This window comes from Microbacterium sufflavum, from assembly GCF_023091155.1.
GTDB lineage: Bacteria > Actinomycetota > Actinomycetes > Actinomycetales > Microbacteriaceae > Microbacterium > Microbacterium sufflavum.
The window spans coordinates 2570952-2592424 of the sequence record NZ_JAHWXK010000001.1 but is presented as its reverse complement, the minus strand read 5'-3'; the positions used below and the strand labels follow the sequence as shown (position 1 = coordinate 2592424).

The window sequence follows — 21473 nt, the reverse complement described above, 5'->3', positions numbered from 1 at the left end:
CCCCACACCGTGGGGCGGCCTTCTCAAGAATGTTCTGCGCGATTGAACGCTGGGTTCGCTCTGCCTTATCGGCGGAGTCCGAGACGCTCGATCAGCGAACGGTAACGCTCGATGTCGATGTCCTGGAGGTAGCCGAGCAGACGACGGCGCTGACCCACGAGCAGGAACAGACCACGACGCGAGTGGTGGTCGTGCTTGTGCTCCTTGAGGTGCTCGGTGAGGTCCTTGATGCGCTGCGTCAGCATTGCGACCTGCACCTCGGGGGATCCGGTGTCACCGGGGTGCGTCGCGTACTCTTCGATGATCGCCTTCTTGACGTCTGCTTCCAGTGCCATAGATTCGATCCCCTCTCTGCTTGTTGCGCGGCGCCCGACGCCTGATGCGTGAGCTCTCTTTATCCGCGGCCGATCGAACGGCAACCTGACGAGTCTACCAGCCCGGGCGAGCCCCGAGCGACACGGCCGACCAGCGCTCCCGCGCACTCCACTACGCTCGAGGAGTGCGGGAGAGGTGCGTGGCGTGAACGCGGGACGAGGACATCTGATCGACCTGACGCCGCTGCGGATCAGCCCCGCTTTCGCACGCATGTGGATCGGCTCGACGCTCGCGGGCATCGGCGGCCAGCTCACGATCGTCACGGTGATGCTGCACGTGTTCGCGCTCACCGGGAGCACGTTCGCGGTGTCGATGATCGCGGTGGCCGGGCTCCTGCCGATGGTCCTGGCCGGCCTGTACGGCGGCATGCTCGCCGACGCCTTCGATCGCCGTCGCGTCGCCCTCATCGCCGCCACCGTGACGTTCGCCTCCACCGCTCTCCTCGCGGCGCTCACGTGGACCGGCGCCGAGACGATCTGGTGGCTGTATGCGCTGAGCATGATCAACTCGGCCGCCAACTCGGTCGGCATGGCCACGCGCACGGCGATCGTCCCCCGCCTCATCCCTCGTGAACAGCTCGCCGCGGCGTCAGCGCTCAACGGTGTCGCCTTCGGGCTGACGGTCATGGCCGGTCCTGCCCTGGCCGGCCTGCTGGTCGCCCTCACGGGCTACGGCTGGACCTACTCGATCGACGTCGTGCTGATGCTGTCGATGTTCCTCGGCCTATGGACACTGCCGTCGGTGCGGCCGGAAGGCGAGATCGTCCGCCCCGGTCTCGCCTCGCTCGTCGACGGCTGGCGCTTCCTCCGCCGCGCGAGCAACATCCGGATGCAGTACGTCGTCGACATCGTCGCGATGACCTTCGGCCAGCCCCTCGTCCTCTTCCCCGCACTGGGCACGCTGCTGCTGGGCGGCGGCGCGGTCACCACCGGCATCCTCACCGCAGCTGTGGCGGTGGGCACCTTCGCCTCGAGCCTGTTCTCGGGCCGGGTCGTGCAGTACCGCTGGCACGGTCGCGGGATCGCACGCGCGGTCGAGGCCTATGGCGCATCGATCCTGCTGTTCGGTGTGGTGCTGCTCGTGGGCGCCTTCTCCTCCCCCGCCGACGAGGACACACCCCACGTCGGACTGATCATCGCCGCCTGCGTGGCCCTCGCGCTGTCCGGCGCCTCCGACAACGTCAGCTCGATCTACCGCAACACGATGATGCAGGCGGCCGTGCCGGACACCATGCGCGGACGCCTGCAGGGGCTGTTCATCGTGGTGGTCGCCGGGGGCCCGCGCATCGGCGCCCTCTACGCCGGCACGCTCGCCACGCTCACGACGCTGTGGTTCCCTCCCCTGCTCGGCGGGATCCTGGTGATCGCGCTGGTCGCGCTGATCGCCGGGCGCAACCGCCGCTTCCGCTCCTATGACGCAGAGAACCCCGAGCCCTGACGGACCCGGGGTTCCTGAAGCCGTGCGGTGATCAGTCCTGCTGCAGCGCTCCCTGCAGGTCGAGGTTGATCGTGACGTCCTTGCCCACGAGCACGCCGCCGGTCTCGAGCGCCGCGTTCCAGGTGAGGCCGAAGTCCTCGCGGTTGATGACCGTCTTCGCCGAGGCGCCCGCCTTGTAGTTGCCCCACGGGTCGCTGCCGAAGCCGCCGAAGTCGAGCTCGAACGTGACCGGCTTCGTGATGCCGCGGATCGTGAGGTCGCCGTCGACCAGCAGGTCGCCGCCCTCGACGCGCGCACCGGTCGACACGAACTCCATCGTGGGGTAGTTCTCGGTGTCGAAGAAGTCCGCCGAGCGGAGGTGCTGGTCGCGGCCCTCGTCCTTCGTGTCCACCGACGTCACGTCGACGCTCGCCTCGACCTTGGCCTCGAGCGGGTTCTCCGGAGCCACGAGCGTCGCGCTCTTCACGCCGAACGTGCCGCGCACCTTCGAGATCATCATGTGACGGACGCTGAAGGTGACCTCGCTGTGCGCGGGGTCGAGGACCCAGGTGCCGGGGCGGTAGCCGGGGATGTCGATGCTGGTCATGGGTTTCTCCTCGGAGAATCGGCCGCGCGGAGGCGGCGTACGGACAGGGCCGCGATCGCGGCGTCCTCCAGCCCAACCTACATTCACGCGAATGTATTCCCGTGCATGCACACGCGTTCCGGAAAGACAGAACGCCCCTCCTGGCGAGAGGAGAGGCGCTCGAGATGTCGCGTCGGGATCAGCCCACGGCGACGAGGTCGATGATGAAGATCAGCGTCTTGCCGGACAGGAAGTGTCCGCCGCCGACCGGACCGTAGGCCAGGTGCGGCGGGATGATCAGCTCGCGGCGTCCGCCGACCTTCATGCCGGGAATGCCGTCCTGCCAGCCCTGGATCAGGCCGCGCAGCGGGAACTGGATGGTCTCGCCACGGCCCCACGAGGAGTCGAACTCCTCGCCGGACTCGAACTCCACACCGGCGTAGTGGACGGTCACCGTGTCACCGGGCTTGGCCTCGGCACCATCACCCTCGATGATGTCGCGGATGACCAGCTCTGCGGGGGCAGGAGCGGTCGGGGCGTCGAACTCGGGCTTCGTGCGATCAGTCATGGCTCCATCCAAGCGGACCCGCGCGCGCCCGGTCAACGCGACGGGACCTGCTCACAGCGAACACCTCGACCGGGCGGGTGGCCTCGCGCCCTGCCCCTTGACACGTCCGAGGGGCCGGGTGCACCCTGGTGGCAGATCAACTCAGCGCCCGGGAGACATGCAGGCATCGCCGCAGCACCGGGCGCTGAGTCTTGCTCAGGGCGGATCAGTAGGCCAGCAGCGCGGCCCTCGTCGCGCGCGTGCGGATCAGCAGCGCCCGCTCGTCCTCGACCGCCAGCGGGTCGCGGCCGGTGATCGCCCGCTGCCGCACCGCCGCCAGCGCCGTCGCGTCCTTGATGAACTCGCGCATGAGCGGACGACGGTCGCCGCGCAGCTGCGCCGCCCACGTCAATCCCGCCTTGCGACCGGACGGCGTCGCGAGCATCGTGACCTCCTCCGGCGTGAACCAGCCCGCGGCGGCGTACTCGGCGAGCCGCGCCCTCGTGAGCCGCGCCTCCTCCCGCCGCAGCGCGATGATGCCCAGGATGAAGCCGATGAACAGCGGGACCTGCAGCGTGAAGTAGAGGCCGAAGAAGTCCGCGAAGGTCGCCGAGCCGTTCCACAGCGCGTGCAGGAAGACCGCGCCGAACCACCCGAGCAGTCCCGCGCCGAGGGCCGCCCCGGCGGAGGCGTGCCGGCGCGCGACGAGGCCGATCGCGAACCCCGTCAGCGACGTGAACATGGCGTGCGCGAAGGGCGACAGCAGCGCGCGCACCACGAACGTGGCGCCGAGCTGCTCGCCGCCACCCTCGATCAGGCTGACCGCGAAGTACTGGATGTTCTCGGTGAACGCGAACCCGGCCCCCACCAGCGCGCCGTACACCACGCCGTCGACCGGGCCGTCGAACGAACGGCGGGCGAGCAGGAAGACCAGGAACACTCCGAGGCCCTTCCAGAACTCCTCCACGATCGGCGCCTGTACGACCGCCGCCACCGCCTCCGGCACCGGGCCGAGCAGGATCGTCATCCCGACGTCGACCAGGAGAGTGAGGCCGACCGCCGCCACCGCGCCCCACGCGATCGCGAAGATCACGAGACGCTTCGGCTCCGGCTCCCATCGGTCGATCATCCGCACCCCGAGGAACACGATCGCCAGGGGGATCAGCGCGAGAACGAGCCCCACGGCCGACGCCGTCGGCCCCAGCGCCCAGCCGAAGTAGCCGATCAGCGCCAGGAGCAGGAACCCGAGGAAGGCGAACAGCCACAGCGAGACCGTCCTGCCCTTCTTCGTGGTCACCGGCAGGGCGGGCAGCGACTCCGCCGGCGACGGCGCGACCGGCGCCGGCGGGGTGTACGGCGTCGGCTGCGCCAGTGCGGACGCGTAGCCGGGCTGCTGCCCGTACGCCGCCGGCAGATATGGCGACTGCGCATACTGGGCCGCGGAGTACGCCGACGGGGTGGGCTGCTGGGCGGGCGGCGGCGTGTATCGCCCGGGCTGCTGGGGGTCGGCCGGTCCTCCGAAAGTCATAGCCAAAGCTTATGGGGCACAAGCAATACCGCCCGGGTCTGGTCGAGTCCTCCATCCGCCCCGCCGCAGCCACCCGGTAGCGTAGAACCATGCGGTTCGCTCATCTGCGCCGTCCCGACTCCCCCCGCGCGGTCCTCGCCGTGGTGGACGACACGGACGCCATCCTCGTCTCCGATCTCCTGTCCGACGCTCCTGCCACACTGCAGCAGCTGATCGAGCGGGGTGACGTCGCCCTCGACGAGCTGCGCACCGCCCTGGCCGACGGCACCGCTCCGCGTCACCCGCTGGGTGACTGGAGCTTCGACTCCGCCGTGCTCGCCCCGCCCGCCGTGCTCGCGGTCGGCCTCAACTACGCCGCGCACTCCAGCGAGCTCGGACTCAAGACCGACGCCGCGCCCACGGTGTTCACACTGTGGCCCAACTCCCTCACCGGGCACGATCACGTCACCTCCTGGCCGCGCAGCCTCAGCGAAGCCGTCGACTACGAGGCCGAGCTCGGCGTGCTGATCGGCACCCCCGCGAAAGACGTGAGCGAAGCCGACGCACTGTCGCACGTGTGGGGATACACCGTGGTGAACGACATCACCGCGCGGAACATCCAGTTCTCCGAGGCGCAGTGGTCGCGCTGCAAGTCGTTCGACGGCTTCACGCCCACCGGTCCCTTCGCGGTCACGGCCGACGAGGTGCCCGATCCGCAGGACCTCCACATCTGGACGGTCGTCGACGGGCACACGGTGCAGGACGCGAGCACCGACCAGATGGTGCGCTCGGTCGCGAAGCTGATCGCGCATCTGTCGCAGTCGCTCACGCTGCTGCCCGGGACGCTCATCTCCACCGGCAGCCCCGGCGGTGCGGGCTACTCGCGCGACCCGCAGATCTTCCTCCGCGACCACTCGACGGTCACGGTCGGCATCGACGGGATCGGCGAGCTCACCACGCACTGCCGCATCCTCGACTGACACCGGACACGCGGAAGGGGACGGGAGCCGCGGCTCCCGTCCCCTTCTGCGTGTTCGGCGTGCCGCAGGTCAGATCTGGATGAGGTCGTCGGGCGTGACGATCGGGATGGCCGCCGTCACGGCCTCGAGGCCCGACAGGCGCGCGGGCGAGAGCTGCTTGGTCACCTCGTCGCGCGACATGAGGCCCGCCTCGACCACCAGATCGGCGACGTTGCGGTTGGTGAGCAGTGCGGTCTTCGCGAGCGCGGCCGCGGCGGCGTAGCCGATGAAGGGGGTGAGCGCCGTGATCACGCCGACCGACGCGCCCACCATCGCCCCGAGGCGGTCGCGGTTGGCGGTGATGCCCTCGACACAGTTCACCCGCAGGGTCCACATGGCCTGACGCATCCAGGTGATGGACTGGAAGATCGAGTGCGCGATGACCGGCTCGAACGCGTTGAGCTGCAGCTGTCCGCCCTCGACCGCCATGGTCACCGTGGTGTCCGCGCCGACGACGGCGAACGCGACCTGGTTCACGACCTCGGGGATCACCGGGTTCACCTTGCCCGGCATGATGCTCGAGCCGGCCTGGCGGGCGGGGAGGTTGATCTCGCCGAGGCCCGCCTGCGGACCCGACGAGAGCAGGCGCAGGTCGTTGCAGATCTTCGAGAGCTTGATGGCGTTGCGCTTGAGCGACGACGAGAACGACATGAAGGCGCCGGTGTCGCTCGTGGACTCCACGAGGTCGGTCGCCGTCTCCAGGTCGAGCCCCGTGATCTCGCGCAGGTGCTTGAGCACGGCCGGCGCGTAGTCGACGTGCGTGGTGATGCCGGTACCGATCGCCGTGGCACCCATGTTGATCTCGAACATGAGCGAGGCGTTCTCGGTGAGACGGCTGTGGTCCTCCCCCAGCGTCGTGGCGAAGCCGTGGAACTCCTGGCCGAGCGTCATCGGCACCGCGTCCTGCAGCTGGGTGCGCCCGACCTTGAGGATGTCGTGGAACTCGCTCGCCTTGCCCAGGAACGCGATGCGCAGGGCGTCGAGCTCGTCGAGCAGCGACCGCAGCGTGAGCGACAACCCGATCTTGACCGCCGTCGGGTACACGTCGTTGGTGGACTGGCTGCGGTTGGTGTGGTCGATCGGCGAGAGGAACGCGTAGTCGCCCTTCTCGCGTCCGGCCATCTCGAGCGCGATGTTGGTGATGACCTCGTTCGCGTTCATGTTGGTCGAGGTGCCGGCACCGCCCTGGATGACGCCGACCGTGAACTGCTCGTGGAACTCGCCGTCGATCACCCGCTGCGCCGCGCGGTCGATCAGGTCGGCACGCTCGGCATCGAGCACGCCGATCTCCTTGTTCGCCCGCGCACTGGCCTGCTTGACCATCGCCAGAGCGATCACCAGGTCGGGGTACACGGAGATCGGCCGCTTGGAGATCGGGAAGTTCGCGTCGGCGCGGGCCGTGTGGATCCCCCAGTAGGCGTCGACGGGGATCTCCATGCTCCCCAGCGAATCGGTCTCGGTACGTGTAAGTGCAGGCGCGGCAGAAGCCATGTCACATCCTCGTGGGTCGTGGCGAATGGAAAAGTGGGGGATGCGACCAGTCTACGCCGGTCGGCGCGGCGGTTTCCGGGAGAACGCGTCGAGCCGCTGCTCCGGCGTGAGGGCGGCCATCCGCTCCAGCCACTCGGAGGAGAAGAAGTCGCCCGTGGGAGCGTCGACCACCGGGACGACGGTGTGGGTGATCGTGTCGGGATACACATGCACGAGCTGGAACGACTGCGCCGCGTCCATGCCGTTCACGTCGGGTGCCGGCCGGGCGACGTTCATCGTGTAGCAGGTCGCCGAGGCCACGCTCACCGGGACGCCGGCGAACACCCCGTGCGAGGAGTAGTGCAGGTGTCCCGCGAGGATCCCCCGCACGTCGGTGCCGCGGATCACCTCCGCGAGCTCGTCCTGGTGGCGCAGCTCGAGGATGTCGAACAGCGGCAGGTGGCTCGGCAGCGGCGGGTGGTGCATCGCCAGCAGCGTGCCGTGCGGCGCCGGCTCCGCGAGCAGTCCGGCCAGCCACTCGAGCTGACCGGGGTCGAGGTCTCCGTGGTGCCATCCGGGGACACTCGTGTCGAGCGCGATGAGCCGCAGTCCGTCCAGCTCCCACACGCCCGTCACCGGCTCCTCCGTCGGCTCCCGGTCGAGAAGCTCACGGCGCAGCGCGGGGCGTTCGTCGTGGTTGCCCGCGACCCACACGATCGGTGTGCCCCGGTCCGCGGCGACCGGCTCGAGCGCGGCTCGCAGTCGCCGGTACGCGTCGGGCTCACCGAGGTCTGCGAGGTCGCCCGTGACCACGATGGCTGCAGGCGCCGGATGCACGGCGCGGATCGCCGCGAGGGTGCGGTCGAACGAGGCCTGCACGTCGTAGCTCCCGCCGAGCAGTGCCCCTCCCGCGAGGAAGTGCGGGTCGCTCACGTGGATCAGGACGTGGGAGGCCGGGTCGTGCCTGCCGAAGACGTACGGGGTTCCGGGTGCCGCGGACATGACCTCAGCCTAGGGTCACGCCCCGACGCCGGGTCCGGACGCGCCAGGGCCGCGGGGTCTCAGTGTCCGAGGACGAGGAGGAGGATGCCGCCGATGACCGCCGCACCGCACAGCACGAAGCACGCGTAGGCACCCACGAGCGCGAGAGTCTTCTGTCCCTCGGTGAGCGGGCTCTTCTTCGCCGCCTTGGCCGCCTGCTTGGCCGCGCGCTTGAGTTCCTTCTCGGAGATCACGGTGATCGCGTCGGTGAACTCGGCGGGGCTCACGACGGGGGCCCGGCCGCTGCGGACCAGGAGCCGCAGTCCCAGCGCGTAGAAGGTGACGATGGCAGCAGCGCCGATGAGGGCGGCGGCGAACACCTGGAAGAACGCGAGCCAGTCGATCGTGACGCTCATGCCGAGTCCCCGTTCCGCGTGATCGTGGCCTCGTCGGCGGCCGACTCCGGTGCCGGGGCCGGGGGCGGGGCGACGGGTGCAGCGCCGGTCTTCGCCGCCTTGGCACCGGCCTTGGCCTCCGCCTTCTTCTTGGCCTTGTTCTTCGCCTCGGCCTTCGCGCGGTCCTTGGCCTCGGCACGCGCCTTGGCCTCGGCCTTCGCGCGCTCGATGCGCTGCTGACGGCGCGTGGGCGGGGGCGTGTCCGGCAGCTCGATCGCGAGACCCGACTCCGCCACATCGCTCATCGCGTTCGCGTGCGTGACCGCGTTGCGCCGCGAACGCAGGAACAGGCCCAGGATGATCGCGAGCGCAAGGACCGCATCGATCGCGACGCCCCAGGGGCCGAGCCACACGACCAGCAGGGCCGCGAGGGCGCCGACACCGCCGGCGGCCGGCAGCGTCAGCAGCCAGCCGACGCCGATGCGTCCGGCCGTCCGCCACCGCACGGTCGAGCCGCGGCGACCCAGCCCCGAGCCGATGACCGAGCCGGACGCCACCTGGGTCGTGGAGAGCGCGAAGCCCAGCGCGCTGGACGCGAGGATCGTGGCCGCGGTCGAACTCTCGGCGGAGAAGCCCTGCGCCGGCTTGACATCGGTCAGCCCCTTGCCGAGCGTGCGGATGATGCGCCACCCGCCGAGGTACGTGCCGAGCGCGATCGTGAAGGCGCACGCGACGATCACCCACAGCTCGGGCTCGTGGTGGGCTCCCGACTGCCAGCCGATCGTGATCATGGCCAGGGTGATGACACCCATGGTCTTCTGCGCGTCGTTCGTGCCGTGCGCCAGCGCGACCAGCGAGGACGTGAAGATCTGACCCCAGCGGAAGCCGTCGCGTCCGTCCGGCTTGCCGTCGTAGCGGCGCGTGACCGAGTACGCGATCTTGGTGGCCGCGAACGCGATGATGCCCGCCGTGATCGGGGCGATCAGCGCGGGGAGCACGATCTTCGACAGCACTGCGCCGAAGTCGATGCCGCCGAGGCCCGCGCCGACGAGCGTGGCGCCGATCAGGCCGCCGAACAGCGCGTGCGAGGAGCTCGACGGCAGGCCGAGCAGCCAGGTGAGCATGTTCCACGTGATCGCACCGATGAGTCCGGCGAAGATGAGCGACAGGAACAGTTGCGCCCCCGCCTCGAGGATCGCATCCTCGCGGATGATGCCGCCCGAGATGGTCTTCGACACCTCCGTGGACAGGAAGGCACCGACGAGGTTGAGCACGGCGGCCAGCAGCACCGCGGTCTTGGGCTTCAGGGCACCGGTCGCGATGGGAGTGGCCATCGCGTTGGCGGTGTCGTGAAAGCCGTTCGTGAAGTCGAAGAAGAGTGCCAGCGCGATGACGAGCACAACAATGAGGGCTGCGGTTTCCACCGTTCGCTTTCGGTCTTGAGGAAAGGGAATGTCGACGGGATCGACGTGACGAACGAAGAGTTCACCGTGGGTTTGACTTCCGTTTACCGGCCCCGGTAAATCCTCCCACCGTCCCCCGTGCCGGTCAACTCGACCTGGGATAGCGTGGAGCGGTGACTGACGCCCCGATCGCCGCCCGCCGTCCGACGTTCCGCACGCACCACGGGGACACCGTGGAAGACCCCTACGAATGGCTGCGCGAGAAGGACTCCCCCGAGGTCATCGCTCATCTCGAGGCCGAGAACGCCCACACCGAGGCCGAGACCGCCCACCTGGCCGGACTGCGCGAGACCCTGTTCCAGGAGATCAAGGGCCGCGTGCAGGAGACGGATCTGTCGGTGCCGACCCGCCGCGGCGACTGGTGGTACTACAGCCGCACCGAGGAGGGCGCGCAGTACGCGATCCACTGCCGCGCGGCCGCGGAACCCGACGACTGGACTCCCCCGCGCCTGGAGCCCGGCGTCCCGGTGCCCGGCGAGGTCGTGCTGCTGGACGGCAACGCCGAGGCGGAGGGCCACGAGTTCTTCTCGCTCGGAGCCTTCGACACCACGGATGACGCGACGAAGCTCCTGTGGTCCACCGACTTCGAGGGCGACGAGCTCTACACCGTGCGCGTACGCGATCTCGCGACGGGCACCACGCTCGACGACGAGATCCCGAACACCGGCAGCGCCTTTTTCACCCCCGACGGCACGGGGGTGCTCTACACCACGCGCGACGAGGCCTGGCGCCCGGACACCCTGTGGCTGCACCGCCTCGGCACCCCCGTCGCGGACGACGTGCGGCTGTTCCACGAGCCGGACGAGAAGTTCTGGCTCGGCGCCGGGATCACCCGCAGCCGCCGGTACCTCGTGATCGCGGTCGGGTCGAGCATCACGAGCGAGGAGCGCCTGGTCGACCTGTCCGGCGACATCACCGCGGAGCCGCAGCTGGTGTGGCCGCGTCGCGAGGGTGTGGAGTACTCGCTGGAGCACGCCGTGGTCGACGGCGAGGACCGACTGCTGATCCTGCACAACGACGGCGCCCTGGACTTCGAGCTCGTGTCGGTGACCGTCGCGGACCCGCAGGGCGAGCGACGCGTGATCCTCCCCCACGAGCCGGGACGGCGACTCCTCGGGGTCGATGCGTTCCGGGACTTCGCCACCGTGGAGTACCGCAGCGAGGGGCTCGAACGGGTCGGCCTGCTCGACTACGCGACCGATGCGGTCGAGGAACTCCGCTTCGACGAGCCGCTCTACTCCGCCGGCGTGAGCGGCAACCCCGAGTGGCACGCCCCCTTCCTCCGGCTCGGCTACACCTCCTTCGTGACGCCAGGCACTGTGTACGAGCTCGAACTCGCCACGCGCGAGCTCGTGCTGCGCAAGCAGGTGGCCGTCCTGGGCGGCTATGAGCCCTCCGCCTACGGCCAGCGCCGCGAGTGGGCGACCGCGGAAGACGGCACCCGCGTGCCGATCTCGCTCGTCTGGAAGCGGTCGTTCGGGGAGCCGGGTGCTGAGGCGCGCCCCGTGCACCTGTACGGCTACGGCTCGTACGAGCACTCGATCGACCCGGGGTTCTCCGTGGCGCGGCTGTCGGAGCTCGACCGCGGCGTGGTCTTCGCGGTCGCCCACGTGCGCGGCGGCGGCGAGATGGGACGGCAGTGGTACGAGGAGGGGAAGCTGCTGCACAAGCGCAACACCTTCACGGACTTCGTCGCGTGCGCACGGCACCTGGTCGCGGAGGGCACGACGACGCCCGCGCAGCTGGTCGCCGAGGGCGGCAGTGCGGGCGGCCTGCTGATGGGCGCGGTCGCGAACCTGGCCCCCGAGTTGTTCGCCGGAGTGCTCGCCGGGGTGCCGTTCGTCGACGCCCTGACCACGATCCTCGACCCGTCGCTTCCCCTCACCGTGATCGAGTGGGACGAGTGGGGCGACCCGCTGCACGACGCAGAGGTGTACGCCTACATGAAGTCGTACACGCCGTACGAGAACGTGCGCGAGGGTGTGCACTACCCGCGGATCCTCGCCGTGACATCACTCAACGACACGCGAGTGCTGTACGTCGAGCCGGCCAAGTGGGTGGCCCGGCTCCGCGAGGCCGGGGCGACCGACGTGCTCCTCAAGTGCGAGATGGTCGCCGGGCACGGGGGCGTGAGCGGGCGCTACAACTCCTGGCGTGAGCGCGCGTTCGAGCTCGCCTGGCTGCTCGACACGCTCGGCCTCGCCGACGCCAGAGCCGCGGCGGGTCAGCCGAACAGCGCGGCGGCCTCGTCGTAGCGGTAGCGCGGCACCGTGTTCAGCTCGCCCAGCGCATCCGCGAAGGGCACGCGCACGATGTCGGTGCCCTGCATCGCCACCATCTGGCCCCAGGCGCCGTCGACGATCGCGTCGGCGGCGTGCAGGCCCAGGCGCGTGGCCAGCACGCGGTCGAACGCCGAGGGCGAGCCGCCGCGCTGGATGTGACCCAGGATGGTGGCGCGGGTCTCGATGCCGGTGATCCGCTCGATTTCCGGGGCCAGCAGGTCGCCGATCCCGCCGAGGCGCGGGCGGTTGAAGGCGTCGAGGCCCTTGTCGCTGTAGGCCTCCTCCATGCCCGTGAGCGTAAAGCCCTCCGACACTACGACCAGCGGAGCGCGGCCGCGGTCGTGTGCCCGCGTGACCAGCTCGGTGATCTCGTCGATGGACATGGGGACCTCGGGGATGCAGATCACGTGGGCACCGGCGGCCATGCCGGCGTGCAGTGCGATCCAGCCGACGTGACGGCCCATGACCTCGGCGACCATGCACCGCTGGTGCGAATCGCCGGTCGTCCGCAGACGGTCCATGGCGTCGGTCGCGATGTTCACCGCGGTGTCGAAACCGAACGAGTAGTCGGTGGCGCGCAGGTCGTTGTCGATCGTCTTCGGGACGCCGAGCACCTTGATGCCGTCCTTCGCGAGCCGGTCGGCCGCGGCCAGGGTGCCCTCGCCGCCGATCGCCACGATGCCGTCGATCTTGTGACCGTAGAGCGTCTTGGCGATGTTCTCGGCGCCGCCGCGCTCACCCTCGTACGGGTTGGTGCGGCTCGTGCCGAGGATCGTGCCGCCCACCTTCGACAGCCCCTTCACCTCGTGCCGGGTGAGGGGCATGAAGTCGCCCTCGACGACCCCGCGCCAGCCGTCGCGGATGCCGACGAACTCCAGGTCGTAGGTGGTGGTGCCCTTGAGCACGATGCCGCGGATGACCGCGTTGAGTCCGGGGCAGTCGCCGCCGCTCGTCAGGATGCCGATCTTCATGCTGCTGCCTTCGGAGGTTCGAGTGTCGGGAGGGGGAAAGGCGACGGTGCCTGGGATCGACCCTAGCGGCACGCCGCCCTCCGCCGCCATTCGGACGCGTCGAAAAACCAGGATCTTGACGCGCCCGACCCGCGGAATCCGCGAACTTTGAGATCGAAGCCCGATCCGAGGCGAATCCGGCGTTAAGAAGTCGCGTTCTTAGCGGAGGCTCAGCTCCCGCCGAGGGCCTCGCGCAGCAGGTGCATGAGGGCCGCCAGCTGCACCGACTCGCTCGCCGCCTCCTCGGTCGCCTCGCCGTCCAGCGCCCTGGCCGCGAGGCCCTGCTTCTGGTCGATGAGCTCCGCGATCTTGGTGTCGATCGTGTGCGCGGCGATGATGCGCCACGCCGTCACCGGCTCGTCCTGCCCGATGCGGTGCACGCGGTCGATGGCCTGCGTCTGCTCGGCCGCCGTCCACGAGAGCTCGGCGAGCACGACGTTCGACGCGGCCTGGAGGTTGAGCCCCACACCGGCAGCCGTCAGCGAGCACACCGCGATGCCCACGTCCGGGTCGCCGTTGAAGTCGTCGATCGCTTGCTGACGCACGGTCGTGGTCTGATCGCCGCGGATCGACACCGCGCGGATGCCCGCGGCGGCGAAGTGCGCCTCCGCCTGGTCCATGACGTCGATGTGCTTCGCGAAGAACACGACCTTGCCGACCGACCGCTGCAGCTGCGCCGCGTAGTCGGCCGCGAGCGGCGCCTTGGCCTGACCGATGCGGCGCACCATCGTGAAGACGTTGTCGCCGCCGGTGCCCGCGGCCTTCGACTCCTCGAGCTCGTTCTGAGCGACCAGGCGCACGATGTCGTCGTCGATCTCGCCGGGAAGGAGCCCGCGATCGCCCCGTGCCTCGATGATGCGGCGGTAGCGCGCGGCCAGCCGCTCCCCCAGCTCGCGCTCGGCCTGACGGATGCTGCGTCCGAACTCGTCGTCGAGCTGCACCGGCAGATCTGCGACGAGCTTGTCCGGGAGGTCGGCCGCGACGTCCTTCTTCTTGCGGCGCACGATGCCCATCGAGATCACCGCGTCCCGCGCTTCGGGATAGAACGCCTTGTCGGCGGGCGTGAACCCGGTCGCGTCGAGCTTCTCCATGAGCGCCGGTCCCGGCTTCTCGCCGTTCGTCCACCCGAGGAAGCGCCAGATGGCGTCGAAGTCCTCGACGTCGTTGATCAGCGGGGTACCCGTGAGCGCGAGCATCAGCGGGTCGTGTCCCGGCGTGCGCTCACGCACCTGCGCGGCCAGCGACAGCACGTTCTGGGAGCGCTGCGACGACAGGTTCTTGATGAAGTGCGCCTCGTCGACGACCATGCCCCGCAGACCGATGGTCGCGAGCCACGACAGGTGACGATCGAGGATCTCGTAGTTGACGATGAACACGTCGGCGAACGCGTCGATGTCGTCGCCGTCGCCCTGGATGACGGTCGCGCGGCGCTGCGGCGTCCACCGCTCCACCTCGCGCGCCCAGTTCATCTTCACCACGTTCGGCACCACGGCGAGCAGCGGGTAGGCGCCTGCGACGGATGCCGCCAGCACCGACTGCGCGGTCTTGCCCAGACCCGGCTCATCCGCGAGCAGGAAGCTGCGGTGCCCCGCGCGCACCGCCTCGAGGAAGCGCGACTGGTGCACCATCACGTCGAGGCCCTTGGGCGACACGTGGTCGAACTCGGGCGCGGGCGGAAGCTCCATCGAGGCTGCCGCACCGCCGGCGCCGGTCTCGAACGCCTTGTACAGCGGCCCCATCAGCTCCCAGCCGTCGAGGCGGCGCCGGGGCGTGCTGGCCGGGCGCGGCGTGAGGTCGGGCGCGAGGAAGGGGTTGGCGAGCTGTCGCGACTCCACGGACGGCGGCGTCACCTGACGTTCGGCGATCGCGGCCGGCACCACGGGGGCCTGCACGGGCACCTGGTCCGCGATGATGAGCTCCTCGGGCGGCAGCTCGGCGCCCGACTCCAGCAGCCAGTCGCGGCGCATGCGCTTGGCGACGGGCGACGTGGCCTGGTCGGCCTCCAGCAGCTGGATGAGCGAGGTGTCGCGCGCGGCCGTCTTGGCGAGGATCGTGGCGACGCCGTCCAGACGCTTGAGCAGCTCGGTGCGCGCGGCGTCGGTGATCTCGGTGTCGGCCTTGACCCGCGCGCGCTCCTCACGCACCAGGAACGCGATGACCTGGAACTTCGTGCGGTTCGTCGGGCCCAGCTTGCCGCGCTGGGACTTCGCCTCGATCTCGCGCACCTTGCGCGCGAGGATCGGGATGAGGGGTGCCTCGTCGTCGCGACGGGACGTCTTCTTGCGCCGCGTGGCGGCGGTTGCCGTGGTCGGCATGCTCCTCCTGAGCCTGAAGGGCCCGGCGCCCCCAGGGAGCCGATGGCCGTTCTCGTCGTCCGCGTGTGGCGTGAGCCAGGACCGTGCGGACCGTGGATCGTCTCCCTCCGGCGCTCACGGCGGTGCGCGGGTCGGCGGGAGCCTGCTCCCATTCTATGTCATCGGGCCGACCGCCCGCGGAACCGCGCGCCGGAATCGCGGTGCAGCGGTCAGGACTCCACGCCGAGGATCGCCGCAGCCTGCGCCACATCGGCCGCCATCTGCGACATGAGCTTCTCGATGCCCTCGAACGCCACCATGCCGCGCAGCCGCTCCACGAACTCCACCGTCACGTCGTGCCCGTAGAGGTCGAGCCCCGTCTCTCCCAGCACGTGCGCCTCGACCTGGCGGACCAGCACGTCGTCGAACGTGGGGTTCGTGCCGACGGAGATCGCGGACGGATGCCGGATGCCGGTGTCGTGGTCGACCAGCCAGCCGGCGTAGATGCCGTCCGCGGGGACGAACGCGTCGACGATGGTCGAGAGGTTGGCGGTGGGGAAGCCCAGTTCGCGGCCGCGCTTGAGGCCGTGCACGACCTCGCCGCGCACATCGGGAGAGCGCCCCAGCACCCGCGCGGCGCCCGCGACGTCGCCGTCCACGAGCAGCTCGCGGATCCAGCTCGACGACACGCGCCGCGACGACCCCTCGAGGTACACGTCCTCGACCACCTCGACCGTGAAGCCGTAGCGGGGGCCCAGCTCGCGCAGCAGCTCGGGTGTGCCTGCCCCGCGATGCCCGAACCGGAAGTCCGCGCCGACGAACACGGTCGACACCTGCAGCGCGCCCACCAGGATGTCCACCACGAAGTCCTCCGCCGAGCGGGCGGCGAGCTCCTCGTCGAAGGTGAGCATTAGGGTCGCGTCGAGGCCCAGCTCGCCGAGCAGCTCGAGCTTGCGCTCCACCGTGACGACGTTCTCGGGGCACCGGTCGGGGCGCAGGACCGCGAGCGGATTGCGGTCGAAGGTGACGGCGACCGCCCGGCTCCCCGTGGCGGCCGCGGTGTCCTTCAGCCGCTGGATCACGGCGCGGTGCCCTCGATGCACCCCGTCGAACTTGCCGATGGCGACCGCGCTGGGTCCGAAGCCGTCCGGCACCTCCTCCGGACTGCGGAACACGATCACGCGACGGCCTCCACCGGGCGTTCCACCGCGACGGGGCGGTGCGTGCGCAGCCACCAGATGCCGAAGACGGGAAGCACCAGCGGCACGAAGAGGTAGCCGCGGCCGAACAGCGACCACACGGTCTCGTGCTGGAACAGCGCGGGAAGCAGGATGCTCAGCACCCCGACGACGAGAACGCCGGTGAGCTCGAACACGATCGCGACCCACGCCACGGTGTACCACCCGCGACGCCGGGCGAAGATCAGCGCCAGTGTCGCGAGGATGTAGACGAGCGCGGCGACGGCGGACAGCGTGTACGCGAGCGGCGCCTCATCGAACCGGCGCACGATCTGCACGAAGCTGCGCCCCGTGGCAGCCAGCGCCATGACGGCGTAGACGATCACGAGGACGCGACCGATTCCGGTCATCCGGGTGGAGGGGGCGGTGGAGCTCATAGCGCATTCCATCCTAGAGCCGCGGCGGGACGCCGGACTCCGCCGGGCTCCCGCCGTCAAGCGACCTGGACGGTCCAGATGGCCTGCATGCGCCACAGCATGACCGCGATCGCGAGCGCCGCGACGCCCAGCACGACCGTGCTCCAGCGGCTGCGCTCCATCAGGGCCCACAGCACGGCGCCGATCGGCAGCAGCACGGCGGAGACCAGATACACCCAGTACTCGAGGAGATCGCCCGTGGGCGGGTTCCCCGCGAGCGGGGCGACGATCGCGACGACGACCTGCCCGATCAGCAGCAACTCGACGAGTGCGAGCGCGCCGACCGAGAAGTCGCTCGGCCGGCGCCCCGCCAGACCGGCCACCAGGCAGAAGACGCCGGCGGCGACCGCCACCGCGATCTGCACGATCGTGAACCACAGGATCATCGGACGGCCTCCGGCATGTTCATGGCGCTCTTGACGTCGGCGCCGCGTCTCTCGACGATGCCGACCAGCACGTCGTCCTGATCGATCGCCGCGACGAGGGCGCCGGAGAGCCGATCGGCCTGGCCCACCAGGCGTTTCCCGTGCCGCAGGTCCCTCGCCTCATCCGCCGAGACCGCGAGCACCGGGAGGATGCGGGACGCCGCCTGCGCCGGGGTCAGCGTCGGCGCGCCCTCCAGCTCGTCGACGCCCACCGCGTCCGCCGCGTCGAAGGGGCCGACCCTGGTCCGCCGCAGGGCCGTCAGATGGCCCCCGACCCCGAGCGCGGCACCGAGGTCGCGGGCCAGGGAGCGGATGTAGGTGCCGGACGAGCAGTCCACGATCACGTCCAGGTCGATGTGGTCCTCGCCGCGACGGCTGGCGAGCACGTCGAACCGGCTGACCGTGACCTCGCGGGCCGCGAGCACGACCTCCTCCCCCGCGCGCACCCGGTCGTAGGCGCGACGTCCGTCGACCTTGATGGCCGACACCGCGCTGGGCACCTGGGAGATCTCCCCCGTCAGCGCGGCGACGCCGGCAGCGATCGCGTCGTCGGTGACGGTCGACCACGCCGCAGACTCGGCGACCGTGAGCGTGTCACCCTCGGCGTCGTCCGTGGTCGTGGTGGCGCCGAGCCGGATCGTGGCCAGGTAGGTCTTGTCGGCACCCACGACGTAGGTGAGCAGCCGCGTCGCACCCTCGATGCCGATCACCAGCAGCCCGGTCGCCATCGGGTCGAGCGTGCCGGCGTGACCCACCTTGCGGGTGCCGAAGGCCCGCCGCGTGCGGGCGACCACGTCGTGACTGGTGAGCCCGCCGGGCTTGTCGACGAGGAGGATGCCGGAGGGGACCATCCCTCCAGCCTACCGACGCGTGGTGCGCCGTCCGTGCGTCAGCCGCGCACCTCGTACGACGGCTCCGTGCCTCGGCCCGGTCGTCCCGATCCCGCTCGCCTAGGCTGGCGGGGTGCCCGTTCCGCCGTCTTCCCCCACGACGATGCCGAACCTGACGTCATGGTATCGATCGGCCGCCCGCGACCTGCCGTGGCGGCGCCGCGAGTTCCACGACGGCTTCGGCGCCTGGGGCGTGCTGGTCAGCGAGTTCATGCTGCAGCAGACCCCCGCCACCCGGGTCATCCCGCATCTGGACGCCTGGCTGACGCGGTGGCCGACCCCCGCGGCGATGGCCGAGGCGACGACCGCCGAGGTCGTGCAGCAGTGGGCCAACCTCGGCTACCCGCGCCGTGCCCTGTGGCTCCACCGCGCCGCGATCGAGGTCGTCGAGCGGCACGGAGGTGTCGTGCCGCGTGACGTCGACGCGCTCCTGGCACTCTCCGGCATCGGCGACTACACGGCACGAGCGGTCGCGGTGTTCTCGTACGGTGATCGGCACCCGGTCGTCGACACCAACACCCGACGCGTGCTGGCCAGGGCGGTCGAGGGGCGCGCACACCCGGCGCCGCCGTCCCGGCGCGACCTCGCCCTCATGGACGCGCTGCTGCCGGACGACGACGTGGAGGCCGCGCTCTTCAACGCGGCGACCATGGAGCTGGGCGCCACGATCTGCACGGCTCGGGCACCGCGCTGCGAGGTGTGCCCGATCGCCGAGCAGTGCGCCTGGCTGGCGGCCGGTCGACCGGACACCGGCGACGCTCGACGCCGCCAGGCCGCCTACGAGGGATCGGACCGTCAGGCCCGCGGCACGGTGCTGCGCCTCCTCCGCGACGCCGCCCCCGACGCCGTCCCCCTGGCCGCGGTGATCCCGGAGTGGCCCGACGCCCGGCAGCGCGACCGGGCGATCGACTCCCTCATCGCGGACGGCCTCGCCGAGACCGACGGCGAAGGGCTCACGCTCCCCCGGTGACCCCGGATCACAGGTGACGCTCGGTGCGGTGGGCGAGAGCCGTGAGCTCGACACGGTTGCGCACCTCCAGCTTCGCGAACACGCGCCCGAGGTGCACCTCCACGGTCCGCACCGACACGCTCAGCTCTCGACCGATCTCGCGGTTGCCCGCGCCACGAACGGCCAGCATCGCGACGTCGAGCTCACGGGCGGTGAGCCGCCGCCTCCACACGCTGCGGCACACCGAGAGCCGCTCCGGCGCGGGGACGAGCTGCGCCGCCGTCGTGTCGAGCCGATCGATCCTGTCCCTGGCCGCCCGCGCCCACGCGTCCGCACCCGCCGCCTCGAACAGCCGCTCCGCCCGCTGCAGGTGCATCCGTGCGGCGAGATGGTCGTCACGCACCGCGTGCTGCAGACCCAGCACGAGCTCGACGCGCGCCCGCGCGAACGGGGAGCGCAGCGTGCGCGCCGTCTCCCGCACGTCGTCCCGCTCCGACGGCCAGCTCCCCGCCGACGCCGCCAGGAGGCGCACCCGGAGGTCGCGTGCCACCGCGAGGTCCGGAGGTGTGACGGGCCCGGACGCCGCGCGCTGCACCTGCGCCGCGACAGCCACCTCCTCGAGCCCGGGAACACCGAGCACCGGCTCCGGAGCCCCGCCGTCGCGCCAGAGCTCCACCGCCGCCCCCGCCGCGTCCACCGCGCCCGCCAGGAAGGCCTCGATCCCGCTGTCGACCAACCCGTCGACGCCTCCCCCCACCGGAAGCACGGCCGTGAGGGCGTGGGCGACCGGTCCGATCTCCCCCCGCACGGCGAGATCGAGCCGCCGCGCGAGGACGACCCCCAGTCCCGCGAACGGAAGCGCGACCGGGAGCTCGACCGCGGCGCGGAGCAGCCGCTCCCGCGCCGCACCGATGTCACCACGCCACACCAGCAGCAGCGTCTCGGCCACCGCCCGATAGGCGCGCACGAGCGGACTGCGCTCGAGCCCCGGCACCAGATGGTCCGGTTCGAGATCGGCCAGGGGCGAGTCGTCGCGCAGCAGGCGCAGCCCCTGCTCGATGTCACCGCGAGCGGCGAGTCGGAGCGCCCGGAGCAGGGTTCCGCACAGCGGCCCCTCACCCTCTCCATCGCCGACCTCGCTGTCCCCCGCAAGAAGCCAGCACAGGGCGACGACGGGCTCCCGCAGCCCGGTCTCGGCCCCGACGACCGCGGCTCCCTCGCGCACCGCGTCGAGCCACAGGCGCATCGGGGCCCGGTCTCCTCGTTCCGCGCACAGCAGCGCCGCGAGTCCGGCCGCTCTCGTCCAGTCGCGCCATGCCGCCCGACCCTTCGCGCTCCGCGGTCGGAACAGCGCGGGATCGACATCCGGCACCGCGCCCAGCACGAACGTCTGCGCCACCAGCAGTCCCCCGAGCGCCCGTCCCCGGAGCCGCGCCGACGCGCGGGGATACAGGCTGCCGAGATCGTGCACGGCATCCCCGGCGAGCCCCGCGCCGACGGCCGCGAGTCCGGCGAGCAGCATCGCCCCGTCCCGCCGGCGGCCCGACACGTGCGCCGCGGCCTCCCGGGCGAGAGCCAGCGCGCGCTCCTCCCGTCCGGCGCCGAGCAGTCTCCGCGCCGCACCGACCAGCGTCCGTGCGGCCGCGGGGTCGCCGGTCAACGACGCGCGCGCCCGATGCCACGCGGCTGCGTCCTCATCGCCGAGGGCCGCGTGCAGTCCCGCCAGCCGGGAATGCACCTCCGCCGTCCGCGCCGAGGTCGACAGCGCCTGAATCCACACCGAGAGGCGCGGGTCGGACAGTCGCACCCGGCCCGCATGGATCACGAGCAGTGCGCCGACCGGGGAGGCCGCCAGCTCCCGCGCCGACCGGCCGTCGAACGCGACCAGGGTGCCGAGGTCGTCGCCGCTGCGCAGTGTCTGCGCGAGCAGCAGCGTGCGGTCACGCTCCGAGAGCTCGAGCTCCGCGAAGGCACGCTCGACCGCGGGCGTCAGGGGCAGGGGTGAGGGCAGCGCGCGCCGTCCCAGCCGCTGGTCCGGCGTCAGCCGCTCCGCGACCTCGACGACGCTCGGCGGATCGGCGGCGAGACGCGCGGCCAGTCGCGCCACCACGTGCGGCGCGCAGACCAGTTCGCGCGCGAGAAGATCGCGGAGCAGCAGCTCCACGATCGCGGGCGCGACGACACCGCCGTCGCTCGATACCGTCGCTGGA

At 71.0% G+C, this 21473-nt stretch carries 19 protein-coding genes; 4 read left to right on the top strand and 15 right to left on the bottom strand.

All coding sequences use genetic code 11. The features are described from left to right. Window positions 1-65: 65 nt before the first annotated feature. A complete protein-coding gene (gene rpsO, locus KZC56_RS12465; protein WP_055993247.1) occupies window positions 66-335 on the bottom strand; it encodes a 30S ribosomal protein S15 in 270 nt (89 codons plus the stop codon). A gap of 184 nt (window positions 336-519) precedes the next feature. On the opposite strand from rpsO, the gene KZC56_RS12460 reads away from it, so the two are divergent. Continuing rightward, a complete protein-coding gene (locus KZC56_RS12460; RefSeq protein WP_247638673.1) occupies window positions 520-1812 on the top strand; it encodes an MFS transporter in 1293 nt (430 codons plus the stop codon). 31 nt (window positions 1813-1843) lie between these two features. Here KZC56_RS12460 and KZC56_RS12455 read toward each other — a convergent pair whose 3' ends face one another. The 3 genes from KZC56_RS12455 to KZC56_RS12445 form a co-directional block, all read right to left on the bottom strand. Then, window positions 1844-2398 carry a YceI family protein gene (locus tag KZC56_RS12455; RefSeq protein ID WP_136035076.1) on the bottom strand — a complete coding sequence of 185 codons (555 nt, stop codon included), beginning with the start codon at window positions 2396-2398 and terminating at the stop codon, window positions 1844-1846. A gap of 178 nt (window positions 2399-2576) precedes the next feature. Beyond that, the gene (locus KZC56_RS12450; RefSeq protein WP_136035078.1) at window positions 2577-2945 is read right to left on the bottom strand and encodes an FKBP-type peptidyl-prolyl cis-trans isomerase; all 369 of its coding nucleotides are present in this window, start codon (window positions 2943-2945) and stop codon (window positions 2577-2579) included. A 205-nt stretch (window positions 2946-3150) separates the two neighbouring features. Continuing rightward, entirely contained in the window at window positions 3151-4452 is a 1302-nt protein-coding gene (locus KZC56_RS12445; RefSeq protein ID WP_247638672.1) for a PrsW family intramembrane metalloprotease, read from the bottom strand. An 89-nt stretch (window positions 4453-4541) separates the two neighbouring features. Here KZC56_RS12445 and KZC56_RS12440 point away from each other — a divergent pair, with 89 nt between their 5' ends. Then, window positions 4542-5411, top strand: coding sequence for a fumarylacetoacetate hydrolase family protein (locus tag KZC56_RS12440; protein ID WP_247638671.1), 870 nt, complete (start codon window positions 4542-4544; stop codon window positions 5409-5411). Between the two features lie 69 nt (window positions 5412-5480). Here KZC56_RS12440 and KZC56_RS12435 read toward each other — a convergent pair whose 3' ends face one another. From KZC56_RS12435 to KZC56_RS12420, 4 genes are read right to left on the bottom strand one after another with little or no spacing between them, the layout of a single operon-like run. Continuing rightward, window positions 5481-6941 (bottom strand): aspartate ammonia-lyase, encoded by a 1461-nt coding sequence (locus tag KZC56_RS12435; RefSeq protein ID WP_136035081.1) that lies wholly within the window; start codon window positions 6939-6941, stop codon window positions 5481-5483. Window positions 6942-6992: 51 nt separating this feature from the next. Beyond that, on the bottom strand, window positions 6993-7922 hold the full coding sequence (locus KZC56_RS12430; RefSeq protein WP_136035084.1) for a phosphodiesterase: 930 nt from the start codon (window positions 7920-7922) through the stop codon (window positions 6993-6995). A 59-nt stretch (window positions 7923-7981) separates the two neighbouring features. After that, window positions 7982-8317: a peptidase gene (locus KZC56_RS12425; RefSeq protein ID WP_136045664.1), complete on the bottom strand. Its 336-nt coding sequence runs from the start codon at window positions 8315-8317 to the stop codon at window positions 7982-7984. After that, entirely contained in the window at window positions 8314-9720 is a 1407-nt protein-coding gene (locus KZC56_RS12420) for an inorganic phosphate transporter (protein ID WP_136045665.1), read from the bottom strand. The genes KZC56_RS12425 and KZC56_RS12420 overlap by 4 nt, the downstream gene beginning before the upstream one ends. Window positions 9721-9872: 152 nt before the next feature. Here KZC56_RS12420 and KZC56_RS12415 point away from each other — a divergent pair, with 152 nt between their 5' ends. Further along, entirely contained in the window at window positions 9873-12014 is a 2142-nt protein-coding gene (locus KZC56_RS12415; RefSeq protein ID WP_247638670.1) for a S9 family peptidase, read from the top strand. Here KZC56_RS12415 and KZC56_RS12410 read toward each other — a convergent pair. From KZC56_RS12410 to truB, 6 genes are all read right to left on the bottom strand, one after another. Then, on the bottom strand, window positions 11984-13012 hold the full coding sequence (locus KZC56_RS12410) for a 6-phosphofructokinase (RefSeq protein WP_136035092.1): 1029 nt from the start codon (window positions 13010-13012) through the stop codon (window positions 11984-11986). The genes KZC56_RS12415 and KZC56_RS12410 overlap by 31 nt on opposite strands. Window positions 13013-13221: 209 nt before the next feature. Continuing rightward, window positions 13222-15366 carry a DEAD/DEAH box helicase gene (locus tag KZC56_RS12405; RefSeq protein ID WP_247638669.1) on the bottom strand — a complete coding sequence of 715 codons (2145 nt, stop codon included), beginning with the start codon at window positions 15364-15366 and terminating at the stop codon, window positions 13222-13224. Between the two features lie 209 nt (window positions 15367-15575). Continuing rightward, window positions 15576-16526 carry a bifunctional riboflavin kinase/FAD synthetase gene (locus KZC56_RS12400; RefSeq protein WP_136035096.1) on the bottom strand — a complete coding sequence of 317 codons (951 nt, stop codon included), beginning with the start codon at window positions 16524-16526 and terminating at the stop codon, window positions 15576-15578. After that, a complete protein-coding gene (locus tag KZC56_RS12395; RefSeq protein ID WP_205812769.1) occupies window positions 16523-16960 on the bottom strand; it encodes a hypothetical protein in 438 nt (145 codons plus the stop codon). Before KZC56_RS12395 ends, KZC56_RS12400 begins: the two co-directional genes overlap by 4 nt. 56 nt (window positions 16961-17016) lie before the next feature. After that, the gene (locus tag KZC56_RS12390; RefSeq protein ID WP_136035100.1) at window positions 17017-17385 is read right to left on the bottom strand and encodes a hypothetical protein; all 369 of its coding nucleotides are present in this window, start codon (window positions 17383-17385) and stop codon (window positions 17017-17019) included. Beyond that, window positions 17382-18275 carry a tRNA pseudouridine(55) synthase TruB gene (truB, locus tag KZC56_RS12385; protein WP_247638668.1) on the bottom strand — a complete coding sequence of 298 codons (894 nt, stop codon included), beginning with the start codon at window positions 18273-18275 and terminating at the stop codon, window positions 17382-17384. Before truB ends, KZC56_RS12390 begins: the two co-directional genes overlap by 4 nt. 142 nt (window positions 18276-18417) lie before the next feature. On the opposite strand from truB, the gene KZC56_RS12380 reads away from it, so the two are divergent. After that, window positions 18418-19284, top strand: a complete 867-nt coding sequence (locus tag KZC56_RS12380; RefSeq protein WP_247638884.1) for an iron-sulfur binding domain-containing protein — start codon at window positions 18418-18420, stop codon at window positions 19282-19284. A 7-nt stretch (window positions 19285-19291) separates the two neighbouring features. Here KZC56_RS12380 and KZC56_RS12375 read toward each other — a convergent pair whose 3' ends face one another. Further along, window positions 19292-21427 (bottom strand): LuxR C-terminal-related transcriptional regulator, encoded by a 2136-nt coding sequence (locus tag KZC56_RS12375; RefSeq protein ID WP_247638667.1) that lies wholly within the window; start codon window positions 21425-21427, stop codon window positions 19292-19294. Between the last annotated feature and the right edge of the window lie 46 nt (window positions 21428-21473).